Here is a 14425-nt window from a genome sequence, read left to right as displayed (position 1 = left end):
CCCTTAATCCGGCTCTTCTGAGAGGCGACTCACGGGAGTTCACGCGCGCGACCAACCCCCCCCCCCGAAACTCCCGACCACGTATCGGTTCCCAAAGGCCCTTCGGCCTTTGGCGGGTGGGGGCCCGGGGGAGGGCAGCGCCCTCCCCCGCCGCGCAGGCTACAACCCGCGCAGCGCGGCGCAGATCCGCTCCACCTGCGCGTCCGTCAGTTCCGGATACATGGGCAGGCTGAGCACTTCCTCCGCCGCGCGCGCCGTCTCGGCGCAGCCGGCGGGGCCGAGCGGCGTGCGGTCGCGATAGGCGGGCTGCAGATGCACCGGCACGGGATAGTGGATGCCGGTGCCGACGCCCTGCGCCTTCAGCGCGGCCTGCACGGCGGCGCGGCCCTCGCAGCGCAGCACATACTGGTGGAAGACATGCTCCGCGCCGGGCCGGCGCGCGGGCGGGGCGATGGGCCCGCCGGCGAGCGCCGCGTCATAGGCCGCCGCGATGGCCCGGCGGCGGGCATTGCCGGCATCGAGCGCGGTCAGCTTCACCCGCAGGATCGCCGCCTGCACCTCGTCGAGGCGCGAGTTCACCCCGACCATGGCGCTGATGTAGCGCTCCTTCCAGCCGTATTGCCGGATGGCGCCGATGCGCCCGGCGAGGTCCGCATCCGCGGTGGCCAGCACGCCGCCATCGCCGAGCGCGCCGAGATTCTTGGTGGGATAGAGGCTGAAGGCCGCCGCCGTGCCGAGCGTGCCGAGCTTCCGCCCGTCGAGCGTGGCGCCGTGGCATTGCGCGCAATCCTCGATCAGCGGGATGCCCCTGGCGGCGCAGGCGGCGAGCATGGGCACGAGGTCGCAGGCCTGGCCGTAGAGGTGCACCGGAATCACCGCCTTGATCGGCGGCAGACCCGGCGGCGGATGGTCGAGCACCGAGACGAGCTCGTCCGGGTCCATGGTGTAGGTGTCGGGGTCGATGTCGAGCAGCAGCGGCGTCGCGCCCACCATCTCGATCGCCGCGACGGTGGCGACCGCGGTGTGGGAAACGGTGACAACCGTCATCCCCGGCCCGATGCCGAGGCCGCGCAGGATCAGCGCGATGGCGTCGGTGCCGTTGGCGCAGCCCACGGCGTGCTGGCCGGCGCCGAGCCAGGCGGCGAATTCCTGCTCGAAGGCTGCACCCTCGCGGCCGAGGATGTACCAGCCGGACTCGAGCGCGCGCTGCACGGCGGCGTCGATCTCGGCCTTCTGGGCGCGGTAGCCGGCGCCGGGATCGGCCTGGGGAATCATCGCGAGCGTCGGGGCATTCATGGGCTTCGGGCCTTACAGGTAGTCGGCGAGGCGGGGACGATACCACGCGAGGGAGCGTCGCAAGCCCTCGTCGAGGTCCACCTTCGGCGCCCAGCCGGTGGCGGCGCGGAAGGCGCGGTCATCGGCGGCGTAGGAGCCGATGTCGATCGGCGCGCGGTCGGCCGGGAACGCCTTCGTCACGAAGGAGCCCTGCCCGTCATTGGCGGCGATCAGCCGCTGCGCGAGCTCGAGCAGCGAGGTCGGCGGGCTGCCGCCGATGTTGAACACCTGGCCCGCGAGCGCGGGTTCGGCGGCGCGCTCGGCGGCGAGGAGGAAGGCCGCGGTCACGTCATCGGCATAGGTCAGGTCGCGCAGCTGTTCCCCGCCCCAGACCTCGAAGGGCTCCCCTTCGAGCACGCGGCGGATCCAGATGCCGAGGAAGGTCTGGCGCGCATCCTTGATGCGCAGCCGCGGCCCGTAGCAATTGGTCAGGCGCAGCGAGACCACGGGGCGGCCATGCACGCGGTTCTCGAGCAGCCAGTACTGCTCGCCCGCCCATTTGGAGACGCCGTTGGCATCGGGCGGGTTGACGGGATGCAGCTCGTCCACCGGAAGGCTGCGCGGGCGGCCGTAGAACTGGCGGGTGGAGGCGTGCACCACCGTCGCCTTCGGCGCCACCTCGCGCATCACGCCGATCAGGCGCACCTGGGCCACCGCGTTGATGGCGATGTCGGCCACCGGATCCTTCTGCCCGCCCATGTGGGAGGTCTGCGCGGCCATGTTGAACAGCACGTCCACGCCCTCGCAGAGCGAATGCAGCTCGGTGTCGCGGATGTCCCCGCGCACCAGCAGCACGCCCGCCCCTTCGAGGTTGCGCGGGGAGGCGCCGCCATCGGGCACCATGGCATCGAGGGCGGTGACGCGCGCGCCGAGCCCGGCCAGCGCATGGCAGAGGTTCGAGCCGAGGAAGCCCGCGCCCCCGGTCACCAGAACGCGCCGCCCGCGCCAGTCAGCCTGTCCCGCCATCGCAGCCACTTCCTCTCGCCTGCATGCCAGCATCGGGCAGGATTGCGGCCGAAACCAGCCTAGTCCCCGGCGGGTTCGCGGCGGCGCGGCTCCCCGCCCGTCACGCGGCGCGTGCGCATGATCTCGGCGAAGCCGAAGAGCAGCAGCACCTGGCCGGCGATGACCTGCACCGAAGCCAGCAGCCGGATGCCCTCGTCATGCGGCGTGACGTCGCCGTAGCCCACCGTCGCCTGGGTGACGAGGCTGAAATAGAGCGCATCGGGGAAGCGCAGCGGCACCGGCCCCTGCGGCCCGGCGAAGAGCGGCACGACCGAAAGCCCCTGGGCGATGCGGTAGAAGCAGGCGAAGGCCACGACCAGCATCGCATACATGGCGAGGAAGGCGACGACCGGCACCAGCAGCCGCGAGGCGCGGGAGGCGAGCTCCTCGGTCAGCAGCGCCATGTCCGTCAGCAGCCGCACAACGCCGCCGACCGAGGCCGCGACGACGACGGAGATCACCCCCATCGCCGCCAGCAGCGCGACCGCCTGCTCGGGCGGCGGCAGGCGGTTCACCGGCAGGGCGAGGCAGAGCGCGCCGACCGACCACACCGGGACCAGCCAGCGCGCCATGCGCGGCAGGTGCACGAGGTCGAAGGGCCGCTCGGCCTCGGCGACCAGGCGCAGCGATCGTCGCCGCCGCCATATCGCGACCAGGAAGGCCGCGACCGGCAGCAGGAAGGCGGGTGCGCGCGCCCAGCCCGGCGCCTCGGGGAAGGCGGCGCGCCCCATCACCGCGAAGAGGCAGGCATAGACGGCGAAGCCCGCGCTCGCGCCGAAGGCGAAGTGCAGCCCGTGCGGGAACAGCAGGTAGAGTGTGCCGACGCCGAGGGCGGCGACGCCGATGACGAGGAAGGGAAAGACCGTGCCCTCATCCGCGACGCCGCCGGCGACCAGCAGGCCGAAGCCGAAGGTCATCAGCACCGAGCGCAGCCAGCCCTCGGGCGGGCGGTAGGGTTCGGGCGGCGCGTTCACGCGGGGGCGCGGGCCACGCCGGTGATCTCGACCCGCCAGGCGGGATCCACGAGCGGGGCCTCGATCGTCATGCGCGCGGGCTTGTGGCCGCGGTCGAGCCAGGCATCCCAGGCGCGGTTCATCGCCGGCGCGTCGCGGATGTCGGCGAGCACCACGGTTACGCTGAGTAGCGCGCGCTTGTCGGTGCCGGCCTCGGCCAGCAGGGCGTCGATCTGGCGCAGGATGTCGGCGGTCTGGCCCTCGGCATCGAGGCTCGCATCGTCGGCGACCTGTCCCGCGAGCCAGATGAAGCCGCCGGAGACGACAGCGCCCGAGAGGCGCTCCTCCTCGGCGATGCGTCGGATGTCCATCGGTTCACTCCCCTCCGGTCGCGCGTTCGGCCATAAGCATGCCCGCGGAGGTTCATCCCATGCGGCCGATTCTCGCCAACCTCATTCTCATGAGCCGCTGGATCGCGGCGGTGTTCCTGCTCGGCCTCGTCGTCGCGCTCGGCTTCTTCGCGGTGCGCTTCCTGGCCAAGCTGTGGAAGTTCGGCACCGGCATCCTGAGCGCGCCCGAGGACCAGGCGCTGCTCGACCTGCTGCACCTGCTCGACTGGACCCTGGTGGCGGCGCTGGTGGTGATGGTGATCCTCGCCTCCTGGGACAGCCTCGTCTCGCCCTTCGGGGAGCAGGGCAAGGCGCAGGGGATGGGCTGGATCCGCAAGCTCGACCCGGGGAACCTCAAGGTGAAGCTCGCGGGCTCGATCGTGGCGATCTCCTCGATCCAGCTCCTGCAGATGTTCCTGCGCGCGGATGGCTATTCCGACCGGACGCTCGCCTGGGCGGTGGGGCTGCACTGCGTCTTCCTGGTGGGCGCGCTGATCCTCGCGCTGACCGACCGGATCGCGGCGGGCGGCAAGCCGGAGAGCAAGGCCTGAGCCGGGCTCGGCGCGGCGGAATCACGCCCCGGCAGGGGTTTGGACCGCACTGCTGAGATCCGGTCAAAAAGCGCGCCGCGTTCATTTCCATGGCGCGCGTTTACTTTTCGTCAAATCAACCATTGAGCGTCCCAAGGACCGGGATTCCGCTTGCCCGGCGTCAAGCTCGCGATATTTTCGCGTTTAGGTTGATAACAAGGTCCGTGAATTCCTCTCATGAGCGAGCTCCGCCGTTTCGCACGTCGTCCCGAGCGTCTCGACACCCTGGTCCGCGACCGCCTCAAGACCTGGCCGCAACGCCCCCCGGGCACGGCCAGCCTCGGGGCGGAGGGCGCCTGGCTGCGCGGCCGCCCCTCGGACGGGGAGCCGGTCGCGCAGCCCTATCTGAAGATCCCCGGCTCGGACCGCATGCGCACCATCCCCGACGGGCTCTGGCTGCATTTCGGCGGCACCGCGGAGGATCCCTATGCCGACATCCTCTGCATCGAGGCCTGCTCGACCTACCAGAACCTGCTCGACAAGCGCTCGCGCTTCGCCCCCTCGACGGTCGCGCTGCTGGCCCATTGCCCGCTGCCCTGGCTGCTCGCCCCGCTGCAGGCCAATGACCCGACGCCGCGCTGGCGCATCATCCCCTTCCTGGCCGCCGAGCCGGTCGCCGCGCTGACGGTGCCGGTGCGCGACCTGCGCGTGCTCTACGGCCTGCAGCGCGAGCAGTATGACGGCTTCGCCCGCCATCAGGTGCCGCACCCGCACGAATACTTCTGCCCGATGGACGCGCTGACCGCCCATGAGGGGCATGCCAACCCGGCGATGCGGTCCCTGCTCGCCCGCGCCTGCGCGGCCTCGGCCTTCATGGTGCCGCCCTGAGGCGCGCCCGGCGCCGGCACCTGCCCATTCGGCGGGCATCGCCCGCCCGCGCAGCGCGGTTTCCCGCCCCTGGCCCCGCCGCGCGCCTTGCGTGACAGGCCCGTGATGCCGCACAGAGCATCCGGGCCGGTCCGCCCGGCCGTCAGGGAGACATCACCATGGTCCTCGGCTTCTCGCGTCGCGCAGCCCTTCTCGCGGCGGGCGGCGTGCTCGCGGCACCCGGCCTCGCCCGCGCCCAGGCCGCGCGGGTGCGCCTCACCCTCGACTGGGCCTTCCAGTCGCCCAACGCCTTCGCCCTGGTGGCGCGCGAGAAGGGCTATTTCCGCGAGGCCGGCCTCGAGGTGACGGTGGACCGCGGCCAGGGCTCGGGCGGCGTGCCGGTGGCGCTGGCCGGCGGCTCCTACGACATGGGCTATGCCGACCTGAACCCCGCCATCCGCTTCATGGCCGAGAACCCCGATCGCGGCATCGTCGCGGTCGCGATCATGCACGACCGCAGCCCGCTCTGCGCCATCGTGCGCGCCGACGGGCCGATCCGCACGCCGAAGGATCTCGAGGGGCGGCGCCTCGCCGCGCCGGACTTCGACGCCGGCCGCCAGCTCTTTCCCGCCTTCGCCAAGGCGGCGGGGATCGACGCCTCGAAGGTCACCTTCATCTCGGTCACGCCCGCGCTGCGGGAGCCGATGCTGGTCCGGCGCGAGGCCGACGGCGTGACCGGCTTCGTGACCACCTCGGCGCTCGCGCTCAAGGGCATCGGGCTGCCCCACAACCAGCAGCGCGTGATGATGTACTACGACCACGGGCTGAACCTCTATGGCGGGGCGATCCTGACCACCCGCCGCTTTCTCGAGGCCAACCCCGCCGCCGTGCGCGGCGTGACCGCGGCGCTGATGCGCGCCTTCGTCGAGGGCGTGCGCAACGGGCAGGAGATGCTCGACGTGCTCCGCCGCGTCGAGCCGCTGACCGACGTGGCGCTGGAGCGCGAGCGGCACGAGATGAATGTCGAGCGCGTCATCATGACCGACAATGTCCGCGCCAACGGCATCTCCGCCGTGGACCCGGCCCGGCTGCAGGCCGCCATCCGCGCGGTGGAGGAGGCCTACAACCTCCAGCCGCGGCTGCAGGCCGCGCAGATCTACACGCCGGACTTCCTGCCGCCCGCGGCCGCCCGGCGGATCTGAGCCCGGTGGCGGCGCCGTTCCTGCAGATCGACGGCGTCGCCATGCGCTATGGCGGCGTCGAGGGCACGCTGGCGCTCAGCGGCACCAGCCTCGATGTCGCCGAGGGCGAGTTCGTCGCCGTGGTCGGCCCCTCGGGCTGCGGCAAGTCCACGCTGATGCGCCTCGTCACCGGCCTCTGGCCGCCCACCGAGGGCACGGTGATCGTGGACGGGCGGGAGGTCGCGGGCCCGCTCTCCATCGCCGGCATGGCCTTCCAGAACCCGACGCTGCTGCCCTGGCGCAGCATCCTCGACAACGTGATGCTGCCGCTCGAGGTCGTGCAGCCGCACCGCCGCGAGCTGCGCGCCAAGCGCGGCAGCTACGAGCGGCACGCCCGAGCGCTGCTCAGGCTCGTCGGCCTCGAGGGGTTCGAGGCGAAGTTCCCCTGGCAGCTCTCGGGGGGCATGCAGCAGCGCGCCTCGCTCTGCCGGGCGCTGGTGCACGACCCGCGGCTGCTGATGCTCGACGAGCCCTTCGGCGCGCTCGACGTCTTCACGCGCGAGGATCTGTGGGACGTGCTGCAGGATGTGTGGCTGGCGAAGAAGCCGACCGTGGTGCTGGTGACGCACGACCTGAAGGAGGCGGTCTATCTCTCGGACCGCGTGCTGATCATGTCCGCCCGGCCCGGGCGCATCATCGCCGAGCGCCGCGTGCCCTATCCGCGGCCGCGCCGCCTCGACCTCACCTACGAGGCCGGCTTCCAGGCCATCGTCCACGAGCTGCGCGACCGCATCAGCGACGCCCGCCGCGCGGTGGAGGCGAGCGATGCGCCCTAGCGCCGCGCGTTCCGCCGAGGCGCTGGCCGAGGCCGCCCGCCGCCGCCGCCGGCTGGAGAACGCCCTGCCCTGGCTCGTGATCGCGGGGATGTTCCTGGTCTGGGAAGCAGCGGTGCGCCTCTTCGGTATCGAGCCCTTCATCCTGCCCGCGCCGAGCGTGATCGCCGAGAGCATGGTCCGCTGGTGGCAGCCCCTCCTCTCCAACGCCTGGGCGACGCTGCTCACGACCGTGATCGGCTTCCTCCTCGCGGTGGTGTTCGGGCTGCTGCTCGGCGTCGCGATCGGCAGTTCGGTGCTGGTCTATCGCGGGCTCTATCCGCTGCTGATCGCCTTCAACTCGGTGCCCAAGGTCGCGGTGGTGCCGATCCTGGTGATCTGGTTCGGCGCGGGGTTCTGGCCGGCCGTGCTGACCGCCTTCCTGATCTCCTTCTTCCCGATCGTGGTGAATGTCGCGACCGGCATCGCCACGGTGGAGCCCGAACTGCGCGACGTGCTGCGCGCCCTCGGCGCGAGCCAGCGCGACATCATCGCCAAGGTCGGCCTGCCGCGCTCGATGCCGTATTTCTTCGCCTCGCTGAAGGTCGCGATCACCGTCGCCTTCGTCGGCTCCATCATCAGCGAGACGGTGGCGGCGAACGAGGGGATCGGCCACCTGATGCTGGTCGCCTCCTCCCGCTTCGACGTGCCGCTGGTCTTCGCCGGGCTGATCGTCACCGGCGTGATGGGGGTGGCGATGTACTGGGTGGCGGTGACGATCGAGGAGCGCACCACCGGCTGGGCGACGCGCGGACAGAACGACCCGCGGCTCGCGACGGGGGGCTGATGGCAGCCGCGGTCCGGCTCGGGATGCTCACCCCGTCCTCGAACACCGTGCTGGAGCCGTCCACGGCGCGGCTGCTCGCGGGCACCGAGGGCATCACCGCGCATTTCCAGCGCCTGCGCGTGCTCTCCATCACCCTCGAGGGCGGCTCGACCGGGCAGTTCGACATCGCGCCGATGCTCGCCGCGGCGGAGATGCTGGCCGATGCGAAGGTCCATGCGATCTGCTGGAACGGCACCTCGGGCGCCTGGCTCGGCGCGGCGGCCGACCGCGCGCTCTGCGCGGCCATCACGGCGGCGACGGGCATCCCGGCCACCACCGCCACCCTCGCGCTGCACGCGGCGCTGCGCGCGCTCGGGGCGCGGCGGGTCGGCCTCGTGACGCCCTATCTGTCGAGCGTGCAGGCGGCGATCCTCGCCAATCTCCGCGCCGAGGGCTTCGAACCCGCGGCCGAGCGCCACCTCGAGGATCCCGGCAACTTCTCCTTCGCCGGCCATCCGCCCGCGCTGGTGACGCGGCTGGTGCGCGAGGTCGCCGCCGAGGGCTGCGATGCCATCGCCGTGCACTGCACCAACTTCCGCGGCCTCGATGCCGCCGCCGCGGTGACGGATGTGCCGGTGCTCGATTCGGTCGCGCTCGCTTTGTGGGGGGCGCTGCGCGCCGCAGGCGCCGAGCCGGCGCGCGTTCCGGCCCTTGGCCCGCTCGCGCGGCTTGGCTGAACGGGCCGCCGCCCCCGGCATGGACAAGCGCCGGACAGGTCTGTAGGCAGCGCATGAAACCCGGGGTTGATGTTCCTCCCGGGATACGACAACGGCGCGGCGCGCCGCGAGAGGAAGGGCGTCATGATCGGCGTTGACTGGGGCACTTCGAGCCTCCGGGCCTATCGCATCGGGCCGGACGGGGCGCTGGGCGGCACGCGCTGCCTCCCGCGCGGCATCCTGACGGTCGAGCCGGGAGGCTTCGCCGCGATGCTCGAGGAGATCGCGGGCGACTGGATCGCGGCGGGGGAGCGGCGCGTGCTGCTCTCGGGCATGGTGGGCAGCCGGCAGGGCTGGGTGGAGGCGCCCTATCTCCCCTGCCCCGCCGGCCTCGATGGCCTTGCCGCCGCCGCCGTTCCCGCGCCCTTCGCGGCCGCCGAGGTGCGCGTGCTGCCCGGCCTGTCCTGCCGCGACGCCCATGGCGTGCCGGAGGTGATGCGCGGGGAGGAGACGCAGATCCTCGGCGCCGCCGCGGCGATCGGCCCGCAGGAGGCGACCGTCTGCCTGCCCGGCAGCCATTCGAAATGGGCGCAGGTGAAGGGGGACGCGGTGCTCGGCTTCCGCACGCATCTGACGGGGGAGGCCTTCGCGGCGCTGGCGGGCCATACGATCCTCGCGCGCATGATGGACATCCGCGCGCCCCACCATCCCGGCGGCTTCGCCCGCGGGCTCGCGCGCGCCAGGCAGGGCGGCGGGCTGCTGCACCACCTCTTCGGCCTGCGCGCCGCCGCGCTGTTCGACGAGATGGAGGAGGCCGAGGCCGCCTCCTGCCTCTCGGGCCTGCTGATCGGGCACGAGGTCGCCGCCGCGCTCGAGGAGGGCGTCGCGCCGCCGGTCGTCCTGATCGGCGCGGAAAGCCTCACCGCGCGCTACGGCGAGGCGCTCGACGCCTTCGGCGTGCCGCACCGCACCGCGCCCGCCCATGCCGCGGCGCGGGGCCTGTTCCTCGCGGCGGAGCGGCTCCGGTGAGCCTCGCCCCCTGGCTCGACGCCTGCCCCATCGTCGCCATCCTGCGCGGCATCCGCCCCGAGGAGGCGGAGGCCGTCGGCGCGGCGCTGCTCGCCGAGGGGCTCAATGTCATCGAGGTGCCGCTCAACTCCCCGCGACCCTTCGAGAGCATCCGCCGCCTCGCGGCCGCCTTCGGGGATCGCGCGCTGATCGGCGCCGGCACCGTGACGACCGAGGAGGAGATCGCGGGCGTGGTGCGCGCGGGCGGGCGGCTGATGGTCACGCCGCATGCCGACCCGGCGCTGGTGCTCGCCGCGCGGGCGCGCGGGCTGATCGCCTGCCCCGGCTTCCTCTCGCCCGCCGAGGCCTTCGCGCTGCTCGGCGCGGGGGCGGATGCGCTCAAGCTCTTCCCGGCCGAGATGGCCTCGCCTTCGGTCGTCCGGGCGCTGCTCGCGGTGCTGCCGAAGGGCACGGCGATCCTGCCGGTGGGCGGGATGTCGGCGCAAACCATCCCGGCCTGGAAGGCGGCCGGGGCGGCCGGGTTCGGCGTCGGCTCCGCGCTCTACCGGCCGGGCGATTCCGCCGAGGCGGTCGCCGCGAGGGCCCGCGCCCTGCGCGAGGCGGTCGGTTTCGCTTGATCCGGCGCGGCGCCCGGCGTCGTATCCCGCCAGGGCTTCACGAGAGGGAGGGGAGGAACCGATGCCGTCACGCCGCCTGCTGCTGACCGCCACGGCGCTCGCCATGCCGGCGATGCTCGCCTCGCGCCGCGCCGCCGCGCAAGAGGTGACGCTGCGGCTGCACCACTTCCTGCCGGCCGTCTCCAACGTCCATCGCCACTTCCTGGTGCCCTGGGCGAACAAGCTGCGCGAGGAATCGGGCGGACGGCTGCGGGTGCAGATCTTCCCCTCCATGCAGCTCGGCGGCGCGCCGCCCCAGCTCTACGACCAGGCGAAGGACGGTGTCGCCGACATCGTCTGGACGCTGCCCGGCAACACGCCCGGCCGCTTCCCGCGCATCGAGGTGATCGAGCTGCCCTTCCTCGCGCACAAGCGCGCGAGCGTGAATGCGCGCGTGACCTGGGAGCTGTTCGACCGCCACATGCGCGCCGAGTTCGGCGAGACGCACATGATCACCGCCTGGGCGCACGACCACGGCCTGATCCATGCGCGGCGCGAGGTGCGGACGATGGAGGACCTGCGCGGGCTCAAGCTGCGCTTCCCGACGCGCCAGGCCGGCGAGGCGCTGCGCGCGCTCGGCGCGACCGCGATCGGCCTGCCCATCCCGCAGGTGCCCGAGGCGCTCTCCCAGGGCGTGATCGACGGGGCGGTGGTGCCGTGGGAGGTGGTCCCGGCGATCCGCCTGCACGAGATGGTGCGCAACCATGTCGGCATCCCCGGCAGCCCGACCTTCTACGTCGCCTCCTTCGTGCTGGCGATGAACAAGGCGCGCTACGAGGGCCTGCCGGCCGAGCTGCGGCGCGTGCTGGACGCCAATTCCGGCGCGGTGGCGGCGGAAATGGCGGCGAAGGTGTGGGACGAGGAAGGCCCGAAGGTGGAGGAGATCGTCCGCCGCCGCGGCAACGCCATCACCGAGATCACCGCGGAGGAGAAGGCCCGCTGGCAGGCCGCCTGCGCGCCGGTGGTGCAGGCCTGGATCGCCCAGCTGCGCGAGCGCGGGGTGGATGGCGGCGCGCTGGTCGAGGAGGCGCGCGCGCTGATCGCCCGCTACGGCCAGGGCGTCGCCTGACGGCGCGGCGCGGGCCATGACCGGGGCCGGACCGCCGCGCGGCGCCGTCGCGCGGCTCGCCACCGTCCTTGCTCTGGCGGGGGGCGTTGCGCTGCTCGGCGTCGCGCTGCTGACCACCGCCTCGGTGCTGCTGCGCTGGGCGGGCGCCGGCCCGGTGACCGGCGATGTCGAGATGGTGCAGCTCGGCGGCGGGCTCGCGGTGCTTGGCTTCCTCGCCTACGGGACGCTGATGCGCGCGAACATCATGGTGGACAGTTTCACCGCGCGGCTGCCGCGGCGGGTGACGCGCAGGATGGACGGCCTGTGGTCCCTGCTGTGGGGCGTCGTGGCGCTGGTGCTGGCCGAGCGCATGGCGGTGGGCGCCGCCGAGGCGCTGGCCAACCGCACCGCCACGATCGGCCTGCTTGGCCTGCCGCTGTGGTGGGCGATCGGCCTCGGCGCCCTGGGCTTCGCGGCCACCGGGCTCGCGGCGCTCCACTGGGGCGGGCGGCTGCTCAGGGACCGCGGCTGATGGCCGAGGAGTTCGTCCTCGCCGCCGCGGGCTTCGCGGCGCTGCTGCTGCTGCTCGCGCTGCGCTGCCCGGTCGGGCTCGCGATGCTTCTCGTCGGCGCGGCGGGATACGCGCACATCGTGGATGCGACGCGGCTGCTCGCCTACCTCAAGACGACGCCCTTCTTCCTCTTCGCGAACTACACGCTGACCGTCATCCCGCTCTTCATCCTGATGGGCGCGCTGGCCGAGCGCGGCGGCCTGGCGCGGGACCTTTTCACGGCGGCCCATGCGCTGGTGGGCCACCGGCGCGGCGGGCTCGCCATGGCGGTGATCGGGGCCAGCGCGGGCTTCGGGGCGGTGTGCGGCTCCTCCGTCGCGACCACCGCGACGATGGGCCGCGCCGCGCTGCCCGAGCTGCGCCGCTACGGCACGGCGGCGGGCTTCGCGACCGGCACGGTGGCGGTGGGCGGCGTGCTCGGCATCCTGGTGCCGCCCTCGGTCATCCTCGTCGTCTATGCCATCAGCACCGAGCAGAACATCGCGCGGCTGTTCATGGCGGCGCTGCTCCCCGCGGTCCTGGCCGTCGCCTTCTATGTCGCGGCGATCGGGCTGATGGTGCGCGCAAGGCCCGCGCTCTGCCCGGCGGGGCCGCGCGTGCCGGCGGCGGAGCGGCGGCAGGCGCTGCGCAACGTCATCCCGGTGCTCGCCATCGCGGTGGTGGTGGTCGGCGGCATCTATGGCGGCGTCTTCACGCCCACCGAGAGCGCGGGGGTGGGCTGCATCGCGACGCTGCTCGTCGGGCTCGCGCGGCGGACGCTGCGCCCGCGCCATGTGATCGAGAGCCTGAAGGCGACCGCGGAGACCACCGCGATGATCTTCGTCATCCTGCTCGGGGCCGAGGTGTTCAACGCCTTCCTCGCGCTGAGCCAGGCGCCCGCGCTGCTGGCGCTGTGGGTGAGCGAGCAGGGCTTCCCGCCCTATGGCGTGCTGGTCGCCTTCCTCGTGGTCTATCTCGTCCTCGGCGCGGTGATGGACGAGCTCGCGATGATGCTGCTGACCCTGCCGGTGTTCTTTCCCGTCATCACGGCGCTCGAATTCGGCCTGACGACGGAGGAGACGGCGATCTGGTTCGGCATCCTGGTGCTGATCACGGTCGGCATCGGGCTGACGGCGCCGCCGGTGGGGCTGAACGTGTTCGTGGTCAGCGGCCTCGCGCGCGACGTGCCGATCATGGCGACCTATCGCGGGGTGCTGCCCTTCGTGGCGACGGACCTTCTGCGGCTCGCGGTCTGCGTGGCCTTTCCGTGGCTGTCGCTCGCGCTGGTGCGCGCCCTGGGCTGACGGTTGCGCGGAGGCAGGCCCGCGGACCATCCTGCCGCCCCCGTTCACGGAGTCCCGCCGCATGAAGACCCGCGCCGCCGTCGCCTGGAAAGCAGGCGCCCCGCTGAGCATCGAGACCATCGAGATCGAGGGCCCCAGGGCGGGCGAGGTGCTGGTGGAGGTGAAGGCCACGGGCGTGTGCCACACCGATGCCTACACGCTCTCCGGCGCCGACCCGGAAGGGATCTTCCCCGCGATCCTCGGCCATGAGGGCGCGGGCATCGTGCGCGAGGTGGGCGCGGGCGTCACCACGCTGAAGCCGGGCGATCACGTCATCCCGCTCTACACGCCGGAATGCCGGCAGTGCAAAACCTGCCTGTCGCGCCGGTCGAACCTCTGCACCGCGATCCGCGCCACGCAGGGCAAGGGCGTGATGCCGGACGGCACCTCCCGCTTCTCCTGCGACCAGGGGACGGTGTTCCACTACATGGGCTGCTCGACCTTCGCGAACTTCACCGTGCTGCCCGAGATCGCGCTGGCGAAGGTCCGGCAGGACGCGCCCTTCGACAAGATCTGCTACATCGGCTGCGGCGTGACGACGGGCATCGGCGCCGTGATCAACACCGCCAAGGTCTGGCCCGGGGCGAATGTCGCGGTGTTCGGCCTCGGCGGCATCGGGCTCAACGTGATCCAGGGCGCGCGGATGGTGGGCGCGGACCGCATCATCGGCGTGGACATCAACCCCGCGCGGGAGGCGATGGCGCGGAAGTTCGGCATGACGCATTTCGTCAACCCCGATGCCGTCGGCCGCGACAAGGTGGTGCAGGCGATCCAGGACCTGACCGATGGCGGGGCGGACTTCACCTTCGAATGCGTGGGCAATGTCACCCTGATGCGCCAGGCGCTGGAATCGGCCCATCGCGGCTGGGGCGAGAGCATCATCATCGGCGTCGCGGCATCGGGGCAGGAGATCGCCACCCGCCCCTTCCAGCTCGTGACCGGCCGCGTCTGGAAGGGCACCGCCTTCGGCGGCGCGCGCGGGCGCACCGACGTGCCGAGGATCGTGGACTGGTACATGGACGGCAAGATCGAGATCGACAGCCTGATCACCCACACCATGCCGCTCGATCAGATCAACACCGCCTTCGACCTGATGCACGAGGGCAAGTCCATCCGCTCGGTGATCGTCTATTGATCGAGGCCACGGGCCGGGCTTTCCTCCGCGCCGACATGCGAGAGGTGATG

Annotated in this window: 16 protein-coding genes; 12 read left to right on the top strand and 4 right to left on the bottom strand. The window is 72.5% G+C overall.

From position 1 onward, the window contains the following. Positions 1–159 precede the first annotated feature (159 nt). Genes FHS88_RS12460 through FHS88_RS12445 form a run of 4 tightly spaced genes read right to left on the bottom strand, consistent with a single transcriptional unit; the run spans position 160 to position 3664 of the window. A complete protein-coding gene (locus FHS88_RS12460) occupies positions 160–1296 on the bottom strand; it encodes a DegT/DnrJ/EryC1/StrS family aminotransferase (RefSeq protein ID WP_184485081.1) in 1137 nt (378 codons plus the stop codon). Between the two features lie 12 nt (positions 1297–1308). Further along, positions 1309–2301, bottom strand: coding sequence for an NAD-dependent epimerase/dehydratase family protein (locus tag FHS88_RS12455; protein WP_184485079.1), 993 nt, complete (start codon positions 2299–2301; stop codon positions 1309–1311). Positions 2302–2360: 59 nt separating this feature from the next. Next, positions 2361–3314 carry an ion channel gene (locus FHS88_RS21220; RefSeq protein ID WP_184485077.1) on the bottom strand — a complete coding sequence of 318 codons (954 nt, stop codon included), beginning with the start codon at positions 3312–3314 and terminating at the stop codon, positions 2361–2363. Further along, a complete protein-coding gene (locus tag FHS88_RS12445; protein ID WP_184485075.1) occupies positions 3311–3664 on the bottom strand; it encodes a RidA family protein in 354 nt (117 codons plus the stop codon). Before FHS88_RS12445 ends, FHS88_RS21220 begins: the two co-directional genes overlap by 4 nt. 89 nt (positions 3665–3753) lie before the next feature. On the opposite strand from FHS88_RS12445, the gene FHS88_RS12440 reads away from it, so the two are divergent. The 12 genes from FHS88_RS12440 (at position 3754) to FHS88_RS12385 (ending at position 14375) form a co-directional block, all read left to right on the top strand. Beyond that, the gene (locus FHS88_RS12440; RefSeq protein WP_184485073.1) at positions 3754–4233 is read left to right on the top strand and encodes a YqhA family protein; all 480 of its coding nucleotides are present in this window, start codon (positions 3754–3756) and stop codon (positions 4231–4233) included. A 216-nt stretch (positions 4234–4449) separates the two neighbouring features. Continuing rightward, positions 4450–5100, top strand: a complete 651-nt coding sequence (locus tag FHS88_RS12435; RefSeq protein WP_184485071.1) for a hypothetical protein — start codon at positions 4450–4452, stop codon at positions 5098–5100. Between the two features lie 158 nt (positions 5101–5258). Beyond that, positions 5259–6281, top strand: a complete 1023-nt coding sequence (locus tag FHS88_RS12430) for an ABC transporter substrate-binding protein (RefSeq protein WP_184485069.1) — start codon at positions 5259–5261, stop codon at positions 6279–6281. A gap of 5 nt (positions 6282–6286) precedes the next feature. Beyond that, the gene (locus FHS88_RS12425; protein ID WP_338146550.1) at positions 6287–7096 is read left to right on the top strand and encodes an ABC transporter ATP-binding protein; all 810 of its coding nucleotides are present in this window, start codon (positions 6287–6289) and stop codon (positions 7094–7096) included. Then, positions 7086–7919 carry an ABC transporter permease gene (locus FHS88_RS12420; RefSeq protein WP_184485067.1) on the top strand — a complete coding sequence of 278 codons (834 nt, stop codon included), beginning with the start codon at positions 7086–7088 and terminating at the stop codon, positions 7917–7919. Before FHS88_RS12425 ends, FHS88_RS12420 begins: the two co-directional genes overlap by 11 nt. Next, a complete protein-coding gene (locus FHS88_RS12415) occupies positions 7919–8635 on the top strand; it encodes a maleate cis-trans isomerase family protein (RefSeq protein WP_184485065.1) in 717 nt (238 codons plus the stop codon). The genes FHS88_RS12420 and FHS88_RS12415 overlap by 1 nt, the downstream gene beginning before the upstream one ends. A 69-nt stretch (positions 8636–8704) precedes the next feature. Further along, positions 8705–9643 (top strand): 2-dehydro-3-deoxygalactonokinase, encoded by a 939-nt coding sequence (locus FHS88_RS12410; protein WP_211842306.1) that lies wholly within the window; start codon positions 8705–8707, stop codon positions 9641–9643. Continuing rightward, a complete protein-coding gene (locus FHS88_RS12405) occupies positions 9640–10260 on the top strand; it encodes a 2-dehydro-3-deoxy-6-phosphogalactonate aldolase (RefSeq protein ID WP_184485063.1) in 621 nt (206 codons plus the stop codon). Before FHS88_RS12410 ends, FHS88_RS12405 begins: the two co-directional genes overlap by 4 nt. Positions 10261–10321: 61 nt before the next feature. Further along, a complete protein-coding gene (locus FHS88_RS12400; protein ID WP_184485061.1) occupies positions 10322–11368 on the top strand; it encodes a TRAP transporter substrate-binding protein in 1047 nt (348 codons plus the stop codon). A 16-nt stretch (positions 11369–11384) separates the two neighbouring features. After that, a complete protein-coding gene (locus FHS88_RS12395; RefSeq protein ID WP_184485059.1) occupies positions 11385–11879 on the top strand; it encodes a TRAP transporter small permease in 495 nt (164 codons plus the stop codon). After that, positions 11879–13201: a TRAP transporter large permease gene (locus tag FHS88_RS12390; protein WP_184485056.1), complete on the top strand. Its 1323-nt coding sequence runs from the start codon at positions 11879–11881 to the stop codon at positions 13199–13201. Before FHS88_RS12395 ends, FHS88_RS12390 begins: the two co-directional genes overlap by 1 nt. 61 nt (positions 13202–13262) lie before the next feature. Continuing rightward, on the top strand, positions 13263–14375 hold the full coding sequence (locus FHS88_RS12385; protein WP_184485054.1) for an S-(hydroxymethyl)glutathione dehydrogenase/class III alcohol dehydrogenase: 1113 nt from the start codon (positions 13263–13265) through the stop codon (positions 14373–14375). Positions 14376–14425 lie beyond the last annotated feature (50 nt).

The sequence above is a fragment of the Neoroseomonas alkaliterrae genome (assembly GCF_014199195.1).
Lineage (GTDB): Bacteria > Pseudomonadota > Alphaproteobacteria > Acetobacterales > Acetobacteraceae > Neoroseomonas > Neoroseomonas alkaliterrae.
Note: the sequence above shows the minus strand (reverse complement) of the source record. Positions and strands in the feature narration are given on the sequence as shown.